The organism is Moorella mulderi DSM 14980 (assembly GCF_001594015.1).
In the GTDB taxonomy this organism is placed as follows: domain Bacteria; phylum Bacillota; class DSM-521; order Neomoorellales; family Neomoorellaceae; genus Neomoorella; species Neomoorella mulderi.
Genome location: NZ_LTBC01000003.1, coordinates 348,364 through 365,686, shown reverse-complemented (window position 1 = coordinate 365,686; position 17,323 = coordinate 348,364). Strand labels below are relative to the sequence as shown.

The 17,323-nt window shown below is 48.3% G+C and carries 23 protein-coding genes and 2 pseudogenes; 23 read left to right on the top strand and 2 right to left on the bottom strand.

Translation table 11 applies throughout. From position 1 onward, the window contains the following. Nucleotides 1-151: DUF1659 domain-containing protein (locus tag MOMUL_RS15730; protein ID WP_084785526.1), on the bottom strand; the 151-nt coding region annotated here is incomplete at its 3' end. A gap of 307 nt (nt 152-458) precedes the next feature. Here MOMUL_RS15730 and MOMUL_RS07060 point away from each other — a divergent pair. The 3 genes from MOMUL_RS07060 to MOMUL_RS07050 all read left to right on the top strand — a co-directional run bounded on the left by MOMUL_RS07060 (nt 459) and on the right by MOMUL_RS07050 (nt 1,462). Next, nucleotides 459-806 (top strand): hypothetical protein, encoded by a 348-nt coding sequence (locus MOMUL_RS07060; RefSeq protein WP_062283389.1) that lies wholly within the window; start codon nt 459-461, stop codon nt 804-806. Beyond that, nucleotides 784-1,152: a hypothetical protein gene (locus MOMUL_RS07055; protein WP_153018289.1), complete on the top strand. Its 369-nt coding sequence runs from the start codon at nt 784-786 to the stop codon at nt 1,150-1,152. Before MOMUL_RS07060 ends, MOMUL_RS07055 begins: the two co-directional genes overlap by 23 nt. A 73-nt stretch (nt 1,153-1,225) precedes the next feature. After that, on the top strand, nt 1,226-1,462 hold the full coding sequence (locus MOMUL_RS07050; protein ID WP_236713021.1) for a DUF433 domain-containing protein: 237 nt from the start codon (nt 1,226-1,228) through the stop codon (nt 1,460-1,462). A gap of 397 nt (nt 1,463-1,859) precedes the next feature. On the opposite strand, the gene MOMUL_RS17845 is transcribed toward MOMUL_RS07050, so the two are convergent. Next, complete coding sequence (locus MOMUL_RS17845; RefSeq protein WP_269085197.1) at nt 1,860-1,982, bottom strand: YvrJ family protein; 123 nt, start codon at nt 1,980-1,982, stop codon at nt 1,860-1,862. A gap of 40 nt (nt 1,983-2,022) precedes the next feature. Between MOMUL_RS17845 and MOMUL_RS07045 the strand changes: the two genes are divergently transcribed. The 20 genes and pseudogenes from MOMUL_RS07045 (at nt 2,023) to MOMUL_RS06960 (ending at nt 17,321) form a co-directional block, all read left to right on the top strand. After that, the gene (locus MOMUL_RS07045; RefSeq protein ID WP_062283335.1) at nt 2,023-2,277 is read left to right on the top strand and encodes an AbrB/MazE/SpoVT family DNA-binding domain-containing protein; all 255 of its coding nucleotides are present in this window, start codon (nt 2,023-2,025) and stop codon (nt 2,275-2,277) included. 81 nt (nt 2,278-2,358) lie between these two features. Further along, nucleotides 2,359-2,694, top strand: coding sequence for a PIN domain-containing protein (locus MOMUL_RS07040; protein WP_201786482.1), 336 nt, complete (start codon nt 2,359-2,361; stop codon nt 2,692-2,694). A gap of 289 nt (nt 2,695-2,983) precedes the next feature. Beyond that, nucleotides 2,984-3,244, top strand: a pseudogene (locus tag MOMUL_RS07035) (winged helix-turn-helix transcriptional regulator); the annotation flags it as partial. Nucleotides 3,245-3,475: 231 nt separating this feature from the next. Then, nucleotides 3,476-3,826 carry a DUF3467 domain-containing protein gene (locus MOMUL_RS07030; RefSeq protein ID WP_062283331.1) on the top strand — a complete coding sequence of 117 codons (351 nt, stop codon included), beginning with the start codon at nt 3,476-3,478 and terminating at the stop codon, nt 3,824-3,826. A gap of 172 nt (nt 3,827-3,998) precedes the next feature. Further along, entirely contained in the window at nt 3,999-4,349 is a 351-nt protein-coding gene (locus MOMUL_RS07025; RefSeq protein ID WP_141265547.1) for a DUF1515 family protein, read from the top strand. Between the two features lie 269 nt (nt 4,350-4,618). Continuing rightward, nucleotides 4,619-4,843, top strand: a complete 225-nt coding sequence (locus tag MOMUL_RS07020) for a hypothetical protein (RefSeq protein ID WP_062283326.1) — start codon at nt 4,619-4,621, stop codon at nt 4,841-4,843. Between the two features lie 99 nt (nt 4,844-4,942). Further along, the gene (locus MOMUL_RS16580; RefSeq protein ID WP_161484977.1) at nt 4,943-5,179 is read left to right on the top strand and encodes a hypothetical protein; all 237 of its coding nucleotides are present in this window, start codon (nt 4,943-4,945) and stop codon (nt 5,177-5,179) included. Nucleotides 5,180-5,424: 245 nt separating this feature from the next. Further along, on the top strand, nt 5,425-5,940 hold the full coding sequence (locus MOMUL_RS07015; RefSeq protein ID WP_062283324.1) for a winged helix-turn-helix transcriptional regulator: 516 nt from the start codon (nt 5,425-5,427) through the stop codon (nt 5,938-5,940). A gap of 71 nt (nt 5,941-6,011) precedes the next feature. Continuing rightward, on the top strand, nt 6,012-6,188 hold the full coding sequence (locus MOMUL_RS16575; protein WP_161484976.1) for a hypothetical protein: 177 nt from the start codon (nt 6,012-6,014) through the stop codon (nt 6,186-6,188). Then, nucleotides 6,160-6,660 (top strand): type II toxin-antitoxin system VapC family toxin, encoded by a 501-nt coding sequence (locus tag MOMUL_RS07010; protein WP_062283321.1) that lies wholly within the window; start codon nt 6,160-6,162, stop codon nt 6,658-6,660. Before MOMUL_RS16575 ends, MOMUL_RS07010 begins: the two co-directional genes overlap by 29 nt. Then, nucleotides 6,657-7,724: a glucose-1-phosphate thymidylyltransferase gene (locus MOMUL_RS07005; protein ID WP_062283318.1), complete on the top strand. Its 1,068-nt coding sequence runs from the start codon at nt 6,657-6,659 to the stop codon at nt 7,722-7,724. The genes MOMUL_RS07010 and MOMUL_RS07005 overlap by 4 nt, the downstream gene beginning before the upstream one ends. A 26-nt stretch (nt 7,725-7,750) precedes the next feature. Beyond that, entirely contained in the window at nt 7,751-8,212 is a 462-nt protein-coding gene (locus MOMUL_RS07000) for a dTDP-4-dehydrorhamnose 3,5-epimerase family protein (RefSeq protein ID WP_062283315.1), read from the top strand. Between the two features lie 17 nt (nt 8,213-8,229). Then, nucleotides 8,230-9,084 carry a dTDP-4-dehydrorhamnose reductase gene (rfbD, locus tag MOMUL_RS06995; RefSeq protein WP_062283313.1) on the top strand — a complete coding sequence of 285 codons (855 nt, stop codon included), beginning with the start codon at nt 8,230-8,232 and terminating at the stop codon, nt 9,082-9,084. Continuing rightward, nucleotides 9,078-10,107 (top strand): annotated as a pseudogene (gene rfbB / locus MOMUL_RS06990) (dTDP-glucose 4,6-dehydratase). The gene rfbD and the pseudogene rfbB overlap by 7 nt, the downstream one beginning before the upstream one ends. Nucleotides 10,108-10,210: 103 nt before the next feature. Then, nucleotides 10,211-11,776: an oligosaccharide flippase family protein gene (locus MOMUL_RS06985; RefSeq protein WP_062283308.1), complete on the top strand. Its 1,566-nt coding sequence runs from the start codon at nt 10,211-10,213 to the stop codon at nt 11,774-11,776. After that, complete coding sequence (locus MOMUL_RS06980; RefSeq protein ID WP_062283305.1) at nt 11,773-12,735, top strand: class I SAM-dependent methyltransferase; 963 nt, start codon at nt 11,773-11,775, stop codon at nt 12,733-12,735. Before MOMUL_RS06985 ends, MOMUL_RS06980 begins: the two co-directional genes overlap by 4 nt. 123 nt (nt 12,736-12,858) lie before the next feature. Further along, nucleotides 12,859-13,947, top strand: a complete 1,089-nt coding sequence (locus MOMUL_RS06975; protein ID WP_153018288.1) for a glycosyltransferase — start codon at nt 12,859-12,861, stop codon at nt 13,945-13,947. A 295-nt stretch (nt 13,948-14,242) separates the two neighbouring features. Further along, on the top strand, nt 14,243-14,419 hold the full coding sequence (locus MOMUL_RS17840; protein ID WP_153018297.1) for a transposase: 177 nt from the start codon (nt 14,243-14,245) through the stop codon (nt 14,417-14,419). Between the two features lie 606 nt (nt 14,420-15,025). Beyond that, entirely contained in the window at nt 15,026-16,339 is a 1,314-nt protein-coding gene (locus MOMUL_RS06965) for an O-antigen ligase family protein (protein ID WP_062283296.1), read from the top strand. Beyond that, on the top strand, nt 16,314-17,321 hold the full coding sequence (locus MOMUL_RS06960) for a glycosyltransferase (RefSeq protein WP_161484975.1): 1,008 nt from the start codon (nt 16,314-16,316) through the stop codon (nt 17,319-17,321). Before MOMUL_RS06965 ends, MOMUL_RS06960 begins: the two co-directional genes overlap by 26 nt. Nucleotides 17,322-17,323: the final 2 nt, after the last annotated feature.

The window sequence follows — 17,323 nt, the reverse complement described above, 5'->3', positions numbered from 1 at the left end:
CCTGGGCGACGTCATAGACATCCTGGTCACTGGCAGAAGGTTTGACGCGGCTGTAGGAGCGCACCCGGTAAACGGGTTGCCCAGTAGCGTCAGTCCCGGTCTGCACCTGCAGGCGTAAGGTGGTAGCTAACGGGGTACTGATAACAGCCATTTTTTTCACCTCCCTTCGGACAGCCATAGCATAGCATGGTTGCCCGTAAAAAACGAACTAATGTTTGCATACGATTACGAGCTAAAACCTGTCGTTAACCGCTAATACCGGCTGCTAAGGAAAGCCAATAAAGCATAAAAACGAAAGCAGGAATATCGTACCAGGTGGATTACCTTAATATTTATTGTTCTTGACTTTCACGTCCAAATACGCGATGATTTAAACGAAAATAATAACGCATTTATTTACGCGTAAAGGCATATCATATAGAAAGGAGGATTTTTCAGTGGGAGGCTTCGTACCGGTTATGAAAGGTAAGCCGCTTTTCTCCAGCGACCAGATTGTTACCATCAGCGATTTACAGCGCAAATGGCGCAGTGTCGTAGAACCAAAATTGCATGAGATGCCCTTTTTAATGATGTTTTCCGGTTCCGAACCCAGGGCAACTATTTTAAGCTATGATAATTTTAAAAAACTCTGGGAAAAGGTTGCTGAAGCCGCGGAACTGGAACTAAAATTGGAACTACTGTGCCGTATCCTCGAAAATGAAAAGGGCGGCCAGGCTTTGGTGCCCCTTGCTGAAGTAATTAAAAAGGCCGGTATAACCGCGGAGGATCTGGAGGCTGCTCCTGATGTCGACCTCGAAAATGATTGATCTTGTACCGGCCAATGTAAAGTTTTTTCCCGCGGCTGAAGCAGATTTTCTGGGATTGGATAAAAGCAGGCAGATAAAAGTAATTAAAGCCTTGCAAAAAATATCCCGGGCTCCCTCTGCATTTGGCAAAGAATTGGAAAACCAGGCCGGCAGGCCCCTGGCAGGATACCGGAGCGTTTATGTAAATAACAGGTCGCTCCGGATTATATGGAAGGTTACGGAAGTGCAGGTAATCGAGGTCGCCCTCATAGCCGGCATAGCCGAACGCGAAGGAATGCTGGCCTATAAACTGGTTTCCAGGCGCAGGGAAGAATTGGAGAAGTTCATCAAAGAACTGGTTAAGTAATAACAGGTCTTAATAAAAGTGCTAAGTAGTATCTTATCAAATAATATTGTTGTGGTAGAATAGTTAACGGGAGGTGGCAAAGATACAGGAAGTAATGCCGGGCATCATTGTTGACCCGTTAATTAAAGGGGGTAAGCCGGTAATAAAGGGTACGCGCGTACCGGTTGAACTTATCGTAGGCAAATTAGCCGGGGGCCTTACTTATGAAGAAATTATGGCAGAATACGACCTCAAAAAAGAAGATATCCTGGCGGCACTGCGCTACGCAGCTAATATACTGGTGGAAGAACAAATAAGGGCGGTGCCATAAATTGCTTTTCATAATATTCTCATTTGCTTGCCAGAGACAAGCGACTATAATTACTGCAGACGTAGGTTTTGCAGGACTTTCATATACAACTTCGATTGACCATTATGGTCTTATTCTACTTAGAATACCAAACGAAATTTACAATAACTCAAACTAACGAGCTTTTGTTATCTTCCCTCCGTATTTTGAGGGAAGATGATATTGTAGGGAATATTGTCGTAATAGAACCCCGGAAGATAAGGATCAGAAAGAGAAGAATAAAAACCTCATAAATCCATGTTAAATTTGGCTTTTCTCGTGGTCGAGCGGTAATCTAGCTGTCATAGGTCAATTCTAGCGGCCTTTTATCTGACGGCAATCAAGAAGGGAATTTATCACGGTTCGGAATAGCGGCAATTCAGCCGGGGGGTTTCAGGGTTCGGGCCAGCTCGTTTATAGCCACCGTCAGGTCATCAAGCTTTTTCTCGACTCTCACTAAGAGGTAAAAGGCGATGACCATGGGGAACCCATAGTTGCCGATCTAATGTCTTACAATAGGCGTAAGAAAGGAGGCTTTTGTTATGGAAATAGCCAGGTTATCTTCCAAAAGGCAACTGGTACTGCCGAAAAATATTAGAGAAGAGCTCGCCTTGAAACGTGGAGGAGAACTAAAGGTGGAGTTGGTAGGGGGTAAGATAATCCTTGAACCTGTTTACCAGAAAACCAGGACGGCTACCTGGCGTCGCTGGCGTGGTGCCCTGCGCGGGAAGCGGGTATTGGAAGAACATCTGGAGGAACACAGGCAAGAGGTAGACCGAGATGGTGAAGATATTTGATGCCTATGCCGTCTTATGCTGGATGCAAGAAGAACCCGGTTCATCTTACATTGAGCATCTGACCAGGCCGAAAAAGAAGTAATTAAGATCCAGATATCAGCCATTAATATTGGGGAAATCTTTTACCGCCTTGTTAAGAGTGGGCATAGCAAAGAGGCGGCCTCCTTTTTAATGGACGTTAAAAAGAAAATCTTTCTCTGGCGGGTAATCCCGGCATCTAATACACGTATCTGGGAAGCAGCGAAACTAAAAGGCGCATACAGGGTCTCTTACGCCGATGCTTTTGCCCTGGCACTGGCCCGGGAAACAGGGGGTGCAATAGTTACAAGGGACCCCGAAATAATTGAAGTTTGTAATAGCGGGCGTTTTCTATTGGATCAAATACCCTCAGAATGGCCACTTCAGGCAAAAAAATGAGGCTTTGTTAGGACCCGCCCCAATCCGCCCCGGAAGCCCTGCAGCAAATGGGTTACAAAGGGCGGCACTGCGCTACGCAGCCAATTTACTGGTGGAAGAACAAATAAGGGCGGTTTTGCAGGCCTTTCATATACAACATCGATTGACCATGTAATCCATTGACGCGCTTAACATATGCTGGTATTATTGTTCATAAAGTAAGCATAAGATATGTCGAAATAAATATAATGGAGCAGCCGGCATGGATAGCCATTACGCAGTCCTGGACTGCTTGTAAAGAAACGACAAGCTCACCCAGCGCGACATCGCCCGCCACACCGGCCTTTCCGTCGGCGGGGTCAACCTGCTCCTGAAGAAAATGGTGCGCAAAGGCCTGGTCAAGCTGGAAAAGGTCAACGGCCGCAGCCTGCACTACATCCTCACCCCCCAGGGCATGGCCGAGAAAACCCGGCTCGCCTACCAGTACATGCAAAGCACCTACCGGCAGATCGTCAAGACCGGCCGGGTGCTGGCCCCACCGCTTCCTGCGCTGCAGACCTGGCCGGTATAGACGGCCGCAACACCCTGGTAATCACCTGGCAGGCCGGGGAAGAATACCAGCCCCCGGGGATAGAAGTGGTGAATATAATCCCCCGATTGTAGGGATTAGGGAGTAGGAAAAAAATAATAGACACTCATAGTTACATAAAATGGTATTAATTACTAGCGGTAGTAGAACTATTTAAGCAGAGGGCTTTTTAGTATGCTCTTTTAGATTCTTTGTTGAGGGGAGGGTTAGCGGGTGGAAGAACAAAAAGACGCCAACCTGGCAATGTATGCGGACGAGCACGCCATGCGATTAGAGTTTGCCGATATTGTAAGAGTTGACGCTAACGCGGAAAGGGTTATTCTAACCTTTATTCAACGATATCCAGAAGCCGAGGCAGCAAACCGAACAGAAACTAAGCCCCCTATTCCTGGCGTCCAGTATATGCCGAATGGGCGTATCGTTAGCCGCGTGGTTGTGTCTTGGCCACATCTGATACGTATATGGGATATGCTTAATAAACTTATCTCCGAACGGGCCTCTGATGTAGTAGCTGCCGCCCAAACTATAATGGGAGGGAAAAAGGCTATTGATTCAGAAAAATAACACAATCCAATTCCCCGGCGGAGATCAGACTACTTTTGAACAAACGCCCCGTGATATTACCGTCAATGATGCTGGACTGCCCATTGGGAATATTATAAAAGAGGCATTCCTCGATAGGATTGTATTCGTACCAAGAGTTTCTGAGAGACAGGAGAATCTAAGAAACGAACTAATGCAAAGAATTGTCCAAACGGCGCAGGCAATTAATGAAACAGCCGTTACCCGGGAAGGGGAGACTCAGGTGGACTGGCAGGAGAAATATCTCGATAAGCTGGACCGTGATATCGGCGAAATCAAGCAATCGCTGCAAGCTACCGAGGAGCGTATTGCCGCTATGGTGAGCCAGACCCTGGGTGAAATCCGCGACCGCGATAATCAGCGGCACGCAGAGGTTCAGACCATCAGGGCCGACATGCAGGCTATACGTTCGGATAACGAGGAGACCCGCCGCTGGATAATAGGGATGGCTATAGCTACGATCCTGGGTATAGCTGCAATGGTTGTTACTGTTCTGCTAAAGTGAAGGTCGGGTTTATGCAAGGCGTTCAAGAAACCGTTTTAATGACACGCAACCCGTTACCACCGCCGGATTCCCGCGCCCGGCTTATTCGGTGCTGGACCCTTTCCCGTTAAAGGAAACCATTGGCTACCCTCTGCCTCACTGGTAGGACGCCCTTAAGCATTATTTAGGTGAGAAGAAAATTAAAGATAGTGCACTTATCCAATAAAAGAAAGAGAGCAGCTCTCATTCCCACGCAAGATGATTAAGATTTAAGGAAAGGAGGGTCGCCGGTGGCAGAGAGGCAGCTCATAGTTAAAATAGATGGCCCCAATATACATGATTCTATGATACCCTTTCGGCTTTTGGCAACTATTTTAAATGGGATTCAGGAAACGTTCTATTATATAGGGCTGGCTGAATTAGGTAAGGATATTCGGGTAAGAACTAGGATCCCACCGGAGATACAAGAGGCCTGCGAGTTGCGCCGGGTTGCGGAAAAAGCAAGTTCAGCTTGATGAGAACGGCGAACCAACCAAGATAGTCCATGTTAGTGAAATAAGGAATTAGATTTTTCACCTCTACAACTAGTACAGGTTTCTACTCCGAAAGTCACCTTGCAAGCGATTAGGCCTGTAGAGGTAGTCCCTATTTTCGAAAATCAAGAGGTTATTATCGAGATGCCGCAATTTGGCATTATAGCGACAGGAGCAACAAAAGAAGAAGCTATTGAAGCCCTCCAGGACGATTTAGCCTGGCTCTGGTTGGAACATGCCTGTGCGCCAGATGACCAGTTATCAGAAGACGCCAGGAGCCTGAAGAGGGAATTAAAAGAACTTTTTAAGGAGGAGTAGATAATTTGTCCCCTCGCAAACGCGAAGAAGTTGAGAAACAGCTTCAAAGAAAAGATAAAATTGAAGATAGTGTGCTTATCAAATAGTATTGTTGTGAAAAAAGAAGATATCCTGGCGGCACTGCGCTACGCAGCCATTATACAAAATTAACCTTGTAATCCATTGACGCGCTTAACATATGCTGGTATTATTGTTCATAAAGTAAGCATAAGATATGTCGAAATAAATATAATGGAGCAGCCGGCATGGATAGCCATTACGCAGTCCTGGATTGCTTGCAAAGAAACGACAAGCTCACCCAGCGCGACATCGCCCGTTACACCGGCCTTTCCGTCGGCGGGGTCAACCTGCTCCTGAAGAAAATGGTGCGCAAAGGCCTGGTCAAGCTGGAAAAGGTCAACGGCCGCAGCCTGCGCTACATCCTCACCCCCCAGGGCATGGCCGAGAAAACCCGCCTCGCCTACCAGTACATGCAAAGCACCTACCGGCAGATCGTCAAGACCGGCCGGGTGCTGGCCGAAGTAGTGGCAGAGAGGCCGGAGCCGGTGGAAAGAATAATCTTCTACGGTCCCCGCGACGAAGTGCTGGAGATTCTGAAAATCGCCGCCGGGAATTTACATATAAAGCACGCCACCGCTTCCTGCGCTGCAGACCTGGCCGGTATAGACGGCCGCAACACCCTGGTAATCACCTGGCAGGCCGGGGAAGAGTACGTAGTATTGCAGGGAATTGAAGTGGTGAATATAATCGACCGATTGTAGAGATAAGAGAGTATAAAGAAATTAAAAGGCACTCATAGTAACATATAATGGTATTTTGTGAGGCGGTCCCAGTGTTACCGATTATCCCTGCTACCAACAAAATCATTATCAGAGTTGTTAATAAACGGCAACAGGAAGGGGTAGTGAGGGCTGTTGCCGGGAAATGGAAAGATCGTCGTGACCTGGTCGACGATCTTTTGAAAATTCGGGAGGACGAAGATGACCGCCCGGGAACAAGCCTTGAATAAATATGTTATAGATACCAATATCATCATTGATACCATGCAAGGCGTTGCTGAAGCCGTTAATTTTATGGAGAAAGTTGAAGTAGAAGAGGTTCAGGTATTTTATTCGGTAATTGTTGAAGCAGAATTATTTTCTTCCCACCTATTGACCGAAGAGGATAAAAAAGATTTAAGGCGTTTATTAAATCTGGGGGACATAATTGACGTCGATTCAAAGATAGCCCTAAAAGCATGCGAACTACGTGCTCTGAGTAGGAAAAATTATAAACGCAAATTAAAGTTACCTGACGCTCTTGTAGCTGCCACTGCCATTATGTGTTCGGGAACTTTAGTGACACGCAATACTGACGACTTTAAGCATCTGTCTAAGCACGGGCTTTGCCTCTATAATCCTTTTGTACAGTCAGAAACAGTACCGAATGACACTAAAACCGGCCAAAATAATAAAGGCGATATTGGGAGACTTAACCCATGAAAGGCCTCATCCTCTCGGGCGGCAAGGGCACCCGCCTGCGCCCCCTCACTTATACGACAACTAAACAGCTCATCCCCGTGGCCAATCGGCCCATTTTATTTTTTGTCATCGAGCAGGTCGTCCAGGCCGGGATAAGGGACATCGGCATCATCATTTCCCCGGAGACGGGGGAGAGCGTGCGCCAGGCGGTGGGCGACGGCAGCCGCTTCGGCGCGCAGGTAACGTACATACTCCAGGAAAAGCCGCTGGGGCTGGCCCACGCGGTACTTACGGCCCGCGATTTTCTTAAGGACGAGCCCTTCCTCATGTTCCTGGGGGACAACCTCATCCAGGACGGCGTGACCGGCCTGGTAGAGGCCTTCCAGAAAGAAGCCGCCGACGCCGCCATCCTGCTGAAGGAAGTCCCCGACCCCAGGGCCTTCGGCGTGGCCGTCCTGGACGGGGAAGGCCGGGTGACTCGCCTCATTGAGAAACCCAAAGACCCGCCCAGCAACCTGGCCCTGGTAGGCATCTACCTTTTCACCCCGGCCATCCACCGGGCCATAGCCAATATCCGCCCCTCCTGGCGGGGCGAGCTGGAGATCACCGACGCCATCCAGGAGCTCCTCCAGTCCGGCGGCCGGGTCCTGGCCCGCCGGGTGGAAGGCTGGTGGCTGGATACCGGCAAGAAGGACGACATCCTGGAAGCCAACCGCGCCGTCCTGGATGCCTACGCCCGCACCGCCATAGAAGGAGAAGTCGACGCCGGGAGCCATATCGCCGGCAGGGTCGCCATCGGCCCCGGCAGCAAGGTAAAGAACACCACCATCCGCGGGCCGGTGGTCATCGGCAAAGGCGTTACCCTGGAAGACTGCTTCATCGGCCCTTTCACGGCCATCGGCGACGGCAGCACCCTGACCAGGGTGGGCCTGGAGCACTCCGTGGTCCTGGAAGGGTGTATTTTAAGCGACATCCCCCGCATTGAGGACAGCCTCATCGGCCGCAACACCCGCGTCCGCCGCGCCGCCGACGGCCGCCAGGCCCTGCGCCTCTTCCTGGGGGACGACGCGGAAGTCGCTGTTTAAATTCGGAAAGAAAGAAGGATAGAATTATGGAACTTATCGACGGCGTAAAATTGCGGCAGCTGCGCCTCATCCCCGACAGCCGGGGTTACCTCATGGAGATGCTGCGCCGCGACTGGGAAGAATTCATGCAGTTCGGCCAGGCCTACATCACCGCCTGCTACCCCGGCGTCATCAAAGCCTGGCACTATCATAAACTGCAGTGGGACCATTTTGTCTGCGTCAGCGGCATGGCCCGGGTGGTCCTCTACGACGACCGGGAAGGCAGCCCCACCAGGGGGCTGGTCAACGAGTTTCACATCGGCTACTTAAACCCGGTGCTCTTAAAAATCCCGCCCCTGGTCTACCACGGCTTCACCGCCGAAGGACCGGAGACGGCTTTAATCGTCAATTTCCCCACCGAGCTCTACAACTATCAGCAGCCGGACGAGTACCGCCGGCCCTACAACGACCCGGCCATCCCCTACTCCTGGGAGGTAAAGCACGGGTAAAAGGAGCGACAGGCCGGATGCGTATCCTGGTAACAGGAGCCGGGGGCATGCTGGGCCAGGCCGTAACCCGGGAATTCCAGGGCCGTAACCATACCGTTACGGCTCTAAACCATGCCCGGCTGGACATAACCGGCCTGGCAGCAGTCAAGCAGGCCTTGGCAGAATACACCCCGGAAGTCATAATAAACTGCGCCGCCTACACCAAAGTCGACCAGGCCGAAACCGATTACGAGGCGGCCGTACAGGTCAACGCCCTGGGCGTAAGGAATCTCGCCCTGGCCTGTAAAGAGACAGGTGCCGTGCTGGTCCACATCAGCACCGATTACGTCTTCGACGGGCAAAAAAATGAGCCCTGGAATATCTATGACGCGAGGCATCCCGTTAACGCCTACGGCCGCAGCAAGTACCTGGGGGAACGCTTCCTGGAAACCATAGCGCCCCGTTATTACCTGGTCCGCACCTCCTGGCTCTTCGGCCCCGGCGGCCCGAACTTTGTCGAAACCATCCTGAAACTGGCCCGGGAAAAGGATACCCTTACCGTAGTCGACGACCAGTGGGGCTGTCCCACTTATACAATAGACCTGGCCCGCGCACTTGTATGCCTGGTGGAAAGCGGCTGCTACGGCGTATATCATATCACCAACCAGGGAGCCACCACCTGGTATCGCTTTGCGCAGGAAATCCTGGCCGCGGCAGGTGTTAAGACAAACATTAAACCCATTACCACGGCCGGATTCCCGCGCCCGGCCCGGCGCCCGGCTTACTCGGTGCTGGACCCCTTCCCGTTAAAAGAAACCATTGGCTACCTCCTGCCACCCTGGCAGGAAGCCCTGAAGCGCTACTTTGCTGAGAGGAGAAACACGGATTGGTAAAGCTGTTAGTCACCGGCGGCGCCGGCTTTATCGGCTCCAACTTTATCCGCCACATATTAAAAGAGCATCACGACTGGTACATAGTCAACCTGGACAAGCTCACCTACGCCGGCAACCTGGAAAACCTGAAGGACGTAGAGGACAACCCCCGCTACCGCTTTGTCCGTGGGGACATAGCCGACCGGGAGTTGGTCGACCATCTTTTCCGGGAGGAAAAATTCGACTTCGTCACCAACCTGGCCGCCGAGTCCCACGTGGACCGCAGCATCCTGGACCCGGCGCCCTTCATCGAGACCAACATAAAGGGCACCCAGGTGTTGCTGGAGGCCGCCCGGCAGCACGGCGTCCGGAAATTCCTCCAGGTATCCACCGACGAGGTCTACGGCTCCCTAGGGCCGGATGACCCGCCCTTCACCGAAGAAAGCCCCATCCGGCCCAACAGCCCCTACTCGGCCAGCAAAGCCGCCGCCGACCTCATGTGCCGGGCCTACTTCGTCACCTACGGCCTGCCGGTGGTCATCACCCGCTGCAGCAACAACTACGGCCCCTACCAGCACCCGGAGAAGTTCATCCCGACCATCATCCTGAACGCCCTGGCCGATAAACCCATCCCCGTCTACGGCGACGGCCAGAACGTCCGGGATTGGATCCACGTCGAGGACCACTGCCGCGCCCTGGATCTGGTTTTACAAAAAGGGCAGGCGGGAGAGGTTTACAATATCGGTGCCAACAACGAACATACCAATCTGGACATCGTCAAAACTATTCTCCGGCTGATGAATAAACCCGAAAGTCTGATCGCCTTTGTGAAAGACCGGCCTGGCCACGACTGGCGCTACGCCATCAACCCGGCCCATATCGAAACAACTTTCTCTTGGCGTCCACAGAGGGACTTCACGACAGGTCTCTACGACCTTATCATCTGGTACACCGCCAATCGAATCTGGTGGGAAAGGGTTAAAAGTGGTGGAGCGCCAGGAGTACGTGGAGAAGTGGTATGAGGTGCTGACAGTGGTGGACTAGAAAATGAGACTTTCTTGGGGAATACCTGATCATTAGTTTATTTAATAAGTAGTATCTTCCAGCGTAAGACACTAGAACTGCTCTGTCGGAGGATAGTATAGATATGTCCACATTTGAGGAACTCAGCGGTGACGAAAAGTCTCAACAAGACGCAATAGCTACCAGCCTGTTGGGTTCCCTCGGTTCCAGGCTGGTACGAGGTACACTGTGGCTCCTTATTGGCAATGTAGCCTCCCGCATTTGCACACTGATTTCCTCGGTGGCTACTGCCCGAATACTCGGTCAGACAGCCTTCGGGGAATTTGGTATTATTACGGGCACTATTGCCTTATTTGGTATCGTTTCAGAAAGCGGCATGGGGGCGACAAATTCACGCTATGTGTCCTCACTACGGAACAAAGATCCTGATCGCGTAGGTGGGATTATCGCTTTATCTTTAGGGGTAGTCCTTCTTATTAGTGGTGTAGTTTTGGCCATTACCTATGTAGCAACCCCTTTGCTAACGTCAACTGCTCTTAATGCCCCATCATTAATACCCTATCTGCAGTTGGCGGCACTGGCTATCGTTTCTAGTAGCCTCGAGGGAGCGCTTTCGGGCGCGCTCAATGGATTTGAGGATTTCCACCTTCTCGCCCGTGTAAGCATTGTGCAAGGTGTCCTATCCCTTCCAATTACCATATCCGGCGTATCTTATTTCGGTCTCATCGGGGCTGTTGGGGCGTTCGTTGCCAACTCGGTTTTGCGAGCTTTATTACTTGCCACCGCTCTGCGCAGCCGGCTGCGCTGTAATAATGTGTCTTTAAACTGGAAAAAGGCGTGGCAGGAGCGGAATGTTTTATGGCGGTTCTCATTGCCAGCTATGGCTTCTGGGCTGATGGTAACACCTATTACCTGGTGGTGCGCCACGCTTTTGGCCAGGCGAGTGGGCGGTTATGCTGACCTCGGGCTGTTTAACGCGGCCAACCAATGGCGGGTAGTTCTTTTGTTCATACCCAATCTACTTGGCAACGTTGCTCTCCCGATCCTGGCGGAAACGTGGAGTAGGGGGGAGCGCGAAAGAGTCCAGCAGTTTATTGGCCATCTTTTTCGTCTTATTTGGACGTTTTTCCTACCAGTTGTGGTTGTATTCACTGGCCTGTCAAGGGTAATAATGGGGTGGTATGGCCCAGCTTTTCAGGATGGCTATACTATAATGACCACCTTGGTCTTAACCGCGTACGTTCAGTTAGTGCTTTCGCTTTTTGGCGCTTTAATAGCCGCTAGCGGTAAAATGTGGCTTGGTTTCCTAATGAACCTGGGGTGGGCACTCGTCCTCATCTCATTCACATACGTTTTCGTAAATCCCTTCGGTGCGATCGGGTTAGCTACCGCCTACCTGCTTGCTTATTCGGTACATGCTGTTTGGGCTCTGGCCTTCGGGGTTCGAACCTGTGGTTGTGGCCTGTGGGGCGAAGTGTTAGCCATGGTGGCAACATTAACCTTGGTAACCTACATCACGCTTTCCATCGCTTCTCGGGGTACCACGGTCGCTGTAGTGGGCAGCGGGCTCTTGGCGGGGGTACTCGTTGCTGGTGCTTGGCACTCCTCGCCGAAAACCATTAAGCGGGGTTTGACGCAGGTGCTTGGCACATTCCGCGAAAGCGCCATACCAAGGAGGTTTAGAATATGACCCAGAGCCCGACCAAATTGTCCTCCCTTAGGGAAGGTTTCTTTAATGTTGCTGTCTGTGACTTTTGCGGTCACAAGGACTTTCTGCCCGTAGCTGTACGTGGGGATGGAATGCAGGTTTTGGAGTGCTTGCACTGTGGGCTTGCGTTTCTTGCCCAACTGCCCAAACCAGAGTTCTTGTCATCATTATATGGGGAAAGCTATTTCAGGAAAGACGGCGAGACAAATGTAGGCTACCAAAGTTATGGGTGGACTAAAGTTTCAGAAATTCAACTTATTTTCGGTCCTATCATCAAAATCATTGAGAAGCATTATCCTTTGAGAGGTATTCGGTTTCTCGAGGTTGGATGTGCTACTGGTGAACTCCTGTTCCTGGCGCGCGAAGCTGGCGCGAGTGTTTTAGGCGTAGAGGGAAGCGAATGGGCGGCCCAGACGGCTAGGCGTCGCTTCGATCTAGAGATAATCAACACAACTTTGGAAGCGGCGCCATTGACACAAGATTCTTTCGATGTTACCGTAGCCCTGGAGGTTATTGAACATACCTTAAGTCCTTCAACATTTATGGCGAAACTAGCATCTGTTGTTCGCCCGGGAGGGCTGGTAGTCATATCAACACCCAACTACCGAATGGCAAAAATTATTGGGAATGCCTGGGCAGGGTTCCAAACGAGTTTTGAGCACTTATATTTCTTGTCCGATGAGTTCTTAACACGTTTAGGTCACCGCTTTGGGTTGAGCATGGTTGAGTGGTATACCAGAGGATCCGGCCACATGCCGACACAGCATACAACCACCACCGCGAAATTTCGAAGGGCTATTAAAAAGATCCCAGGCATCCAGAGAGCCTATGATTTGGCCAAAGATTTAGGGTTGGTAAGGCCACCAGCCGATCTTCGATGGAACCGATTTGGGCAGGGACACACAGTATTGGTTGTATTCCAAAAGAATGCATCTGAGTAGACAACGGTTAGAGTTTTTCTTTTAGAAAATGAAAAGCAGAAGAACTCTTCTATACTGAACTATGGCCACAAGGAAGGGAGAATTTAGTTGCGGGTACTTCTTCTAAACAGCAGGATTGACTTCTTGGAAAAATGGGGTGGCGATACCACCCAAGTTATCAAAACTGGCGAGAGTCTTAAACGGCTCGGGGTTGCGGTTGATATTAGCTCAGACGTAGTACCTAACTTAAATGGTTATGATCTAGTGCACATATTTAATATTCAGACGAGTAAAACCGGAATCCAACAGGTGCAACGTGCAAAACAGCAAGGTGTCGCGGTCGTCCTATCACCGATTTACTGGGATCTGCGGAATATCGACTGGCAAGTGGCGTATGTTTATCCGTATGGAGAAAGGAAGATTACCTCTGTTTTGGGACATATTCATCCCTTTTTACCAGTGATAACCAGGCGGATCGTTAGGTATCCGTTTAGAAGGAAACTTTGGCAGTGGAGCCGTAATATGCTGGTAACAGCCGATTTGTTACTACCGAACTCGTACGCGGAGCTAGAATTACTTGCATTACTGTTCAATGTACCTTATTTGCGCGCTAAAGCGGTCGTTGTTCCAAATGCCGTTGAGCCGGGGGAAACGGTGACAGAACCAGAAACAGATTACGAAAGGCTTAAGCTCCAAGAGCTTCCTTCCGAGTACGTACTTGAGGTTGGTAGAATTGAGCCAATCAAAGGTCAATCGACTTTAATACAGGCTCTTTCTCGGAACCCCGATATACCCCTCGTATTTATTGGAAGAGGGTTGGAGACTGCATATGGGAGATATTGTATCCAATTAGGAAAGGCGCGTGGTAATACGTACTTCGTGGGCGAAATCCCATACCGTTCTCTACCCCTATTTTATCGGCGGGCGAAGGTGCACGCTTTGCCGAGTTTGCGGGAAAGCCCTGGGCTAGCCACCTTAGAGGCCGCGATTCATGGCGCCAATTGTGTGGTTAGCTATTATGGTCCAGTTAACGAATATTTTGGTTCTTTTGTTTGGTACTGTAATCCAACCGATATCGACTCAATAAGGTCAGCCATTCTTGGTGCGTGGAGCTCGCCAAGAAAACTTGAGTTAGGAGAAAGGATTCGTAAAGAGTTTACATGGGAAATTGCAGCTCAAGTAACTCTTGCGGCCTATGAGCAATTACTCCGTAGAAAAAAGATTTCGCTTTAACTTTCTCTTAGTACTTATTTCTGAAGGTAAAAGGATACTGAAAGCTATTTTTGATATGAATCTTTTCTTCAGTAATTTAAGATAAAGCCTAAGGCCAAAGGTAATGTCATCATAAACGTGCTGTAAAAATTAAGAGGCCGGAGTTAAACTTAGAAGTAAGTTACCCACCTAGAAGGGGAGAAAGGAACTCAGGCCTATAAATAAGATACCACCTTCTCTCCGCATTAAGTAAGCTATTCATAAACTTTTAGAAGCAGGTTTACAAGAAGCAAGAAGATAGTAGCGTTTTAAGCGTCTGGGCACCAGGCGCCTGGTCCAAAAAATTCTGGAACAAGAATTCATCAATTTCCTCGTTCGTGTAAAAACACCGGAAAAGAGTGAGCCCTTCACCGGTTATCGCAATGGATATCGGGCTAGAGAGGTACAGACCGCAAAAAGACCAATTACTGTAGCGGTACCACATGTACGTTAGACCCCTGTACCTTTTGATTCCTGCTTGATGCAATTTCTCTTGCTACTCATATAGATGTTCTTGCCTGCCTGGTTGTCCAAATGTATACTCGGGGTTTCTATCAGGGATATTGAAGATGCTTTTAAGGACATTACCGGAGAACAAATAATCATTCGTACGGGCTTCAGTTAGGTAACTAAAACTCTACGAGCTGAATACGAAGCCTTTAGGAACCGCGACCTTTCCAGCTTTAATGTATCCTATCTATCCTCGTTGCCGTATTTAAAGCTTTAAGGTGTATAGGGAAAAGCAAAGAAGGCATTCTTTGCGCCTGGGCCTTCCTGATTGTGGCCACAGAATTTGCTCCACCTTTATGATGCTGCCGAGCACAGCATGAATATAATATCTTCTAGGTAATTAGGGCCTACGTAAAAACGTTAAACACCTTATCTTAATATCTGAAATATTATCTCTTTAGCCCTCTAATTTTGATTGGACACATGAACCTTCCGTTTGGTGTGGTCATAAAAGAGAGGAACGGGAGTCTACCATATCTGGTCTTTCGCTTTAACTTGCCGAATCTAAGTTGATAAATCTTTCTCTCGGTAAAAAATGGGGAGTTCATTTATGACGTTCCTAGAAGCTAGTACAAAAAAAGAACAGATAAATTTAACATGTTCCGTTCAAACATTTTTGTTACCCTTAATAGTCTTTGAAGTGATAGCAGGTGGCTCAGGGCGATGGCTGTCCGTAGGGCCACTTTCCGGTCGTATGATATTATTTATACTGGCATTTTATATGTGGTCTATTGGCGGACTCATGAAGCGGTACTCAAGGATTAGCGTTAAGGGTAGTTACCATTGGCTAGTCATTGTTTTGGGTATTTTATACCCTGTTATGTTTTCCGTCATTGGATTTTGGAATGGTAATAATGTTAGATTCATCATTGATGAGGGAAATGGATATGCATATTTACTTCTTTATTTTCTCTACATAAACTGGCTACGCCATCTCCCGGGGATGTATCAGCTTATTGTCGCAATGTCATTGTCGATAATAGTTGTTGGAGGTGTTACAGTATATGGGTACCTATTTGGGGCGAACGTTGACACGTTTCCGTTTTCGCTATTTCCGGGAAACTTCACGCGGTTTCCTGATGGGACAAATAGAATTGTTTTGACAGCTCACGCAGGGGTGATGTTTAATCTAATATTTTTAGTAGGTGTAATGAATTCAAGATTGTTGGTTCAGAAACAAAATAGCTATTTTATTTTGATACGATTGTTAATAATCACATCGATGATAATTGGTACTATATCGCTAATCCTGACAGGCTCAAGGGCTTTAATGATCACCAGTTTAATCAGCGTTATAGTAATAATGCTATTAGCTCGTGTCGCCAAGATAAAAGTATTACTGTTTATCGTGGTTTTCATAACACTTTCATTCTTACTTTTGCCTTCAAGTGCGATGGATCGTTTTACAACTTCGTTCTCGATCAATGAAAGAGCGAATGGCATTCGATTTGAGAGTGCACAAGAATTAATCAAAGGCTTTTTGCAAAGGCCACTATTTGGAAACGGGTTAGGAAGCATTTTACCCAGTGGATACCTAAGGAATTCAAGTGCGCCATATATGTTTGAACTAAGTTTCTTCGATATTCTATTTGACTCGGGGCTGGTAGGAATATTCTGTTGGAGTATGCTGGTTATTGGGTTTCTAAAGCCCCTTCTCCGATGGGGTAAGTACAGAAAAAATGTTGAATTGTTAGGATTAATATTAGGTGGTTTAGCCTTAATAGCTGTAGGCAGCGTAAATCCTTTCCTACTTAACTCGGTTTCCTTTAATTCTTTTGCTCTTGTACTAGCTTATTTGGATAATTCAATTAGTAAGCGGGTGAAAACTGATGCCACGTGTGAGTATTATTACGATTACGTATAACCATGAGAGATATATAAATCAATGCATTCAGTCGATAAAAGACCAGTCCTTTACCGATTGGGAACTTATTGTAGTAGATGATAAATCAACAGACAAAACTAGGGAACTCATTAGTATGCATGAAGACCGCCGAATACGGATTTTTGAAGGTTTAGGGACTGGACCTAAAGGTATTCCGGATAATTATAATTTAGCATTAAAGATTGCTGACAGTGAACTGGTAGCTATACTTGAGGGAGATGATTTTTGGCCCTCTTATAAATTAGAAAAACAAGTACAATATCATCATAGATTACCTTCCACCATACTTACATACGGTGATTATGGGGTAACTAACCCTAATGGTAACCTCATTTACACTGCTCGACCTGCACGTTCGCTGAAACCTGAGATTCGAAATAACAACCCTGTTGGGAGTATGGCATTCCAAATGCTCTTATCTGGGGGTACAATTTATACCTTCCCATGTACAGTAATGATTAAACGTGAGAGTCTTGAAGCAATAGGAGGCTTTCAAAAGATAAATGAAGTTCCGTTAACAGACTTTCCAACAGTTTTTAAATTGGCTACAATCGGGCCATTTGGGTACGTCCCTGAAAAATTAGGCTTTTGGAGAAGGCACTATGGATCGGTAACCTATGGTTATGATGCACAGGTTCTTCAGAACATTTTTACACATTGCCTTGGAGTCTATTCGCATGATACTCTATTGAGATCTTTTGAAATTAATGATCGTTTGATCAAGAGGCGATGGGCATGGTCAATTGCTATGAAACATGTAACTAGAGGAAGAATCGGTTTACTACGTAGACAGTGGGATATAGCTGAAAAAGAGTTTAGGAATGCGTTACATATGACAGATAGTTTTATAATCATGATCCTCGCGAGGATTGGAATAATTGCTTCGAGCCTTCACTTTAATCTTGAGGGTTTAGCAAGAATCATGAGAGGGCATGACTTAAGAGACTTTTTAGGAGGGTAGTA

Coding starts and splice junctions, on each gene's coding strand:
- MOMUL_RS07060 (WP_062283389.1), top strand. CDS start 459: ATGAAAGGTAAGCCGCTTTTCTCCAGCGACCAGATTGTTACCATCAGC.
- MOMUL_RS07055 (WP_153018289.1), top strand. CDS start 784: ATGTCGACCTCGAAAATGATTGATCTTGTACCGGCCAATGTAAAGTTT.
- MOMUL_RS07045 (WP_062283335.1), top strand. CDS start 2,023: ATGGAAATAGCCAGGTTATCTTCCAAAAGGCAACTGGTACTGCCGAAA.
- MOMUL_RS07025 (WP_141265547.1), top strand. CDS start 3,999: ATGCAAAGAATTGTCCAAACGGCGCAGGCAATTAATGAAACAGCCGTT.
- MOMUL_RS07015 (WP_062283324.1), top strand. CDS start 5,425: ATGGATAGCCATTACGCAGTCCTGGATTGCTTGCAAAGAAACGACAAG.
- MOMUL_RS07010 (WP_062283321.1), top strand. CDS start 6,160: ATGACCGCCCGGGAACAAGCCTTGAATAAATATGTTATAGATACCAAT.
- MOMUL_RS07005 (WP_062283318.1), top strand. CDS start 6,657: ATGAAAGGCCTCATCCTCTCGGGCGGCAAGGGCACCCGCCTGCGCCCC.
- MOMUL_RS07000 (WP_062283315.1), top strand. CDS start 7,751: ATGGAACTTATCGACGGCGTAAAATTGCGGCAGCTGCGCCTCATCCCC.
- rfbD (WP_062283313.1), top strand. CDS start 8,230: ATGCGTATCCTGGTAACAGGAGCCGGGGGCATGCTGGGCCAGGCCGTA.
- MOMUL_RS06985 (WP_062283308.1), top strand. CDS start 10,211: ATGTCCACATTTGAGGAACTCAGCGGTGACGAAAAGTCTCAACAAGAC.
- MOMUL_RS06980 (WP_062283305.1), top strand. CDS start 11,773: ATGACCCAGAGCCCGACCAAATTGTCCTCCCTTAGGGAAGGTTTCTTT.
- MOMUL_RS06965 (WP_062283296.1), top strand. CDS start 15,026: ATGACGTTCCTAGAAGCTAGTACAAAAAAAGAACAGATAAATTTAACA.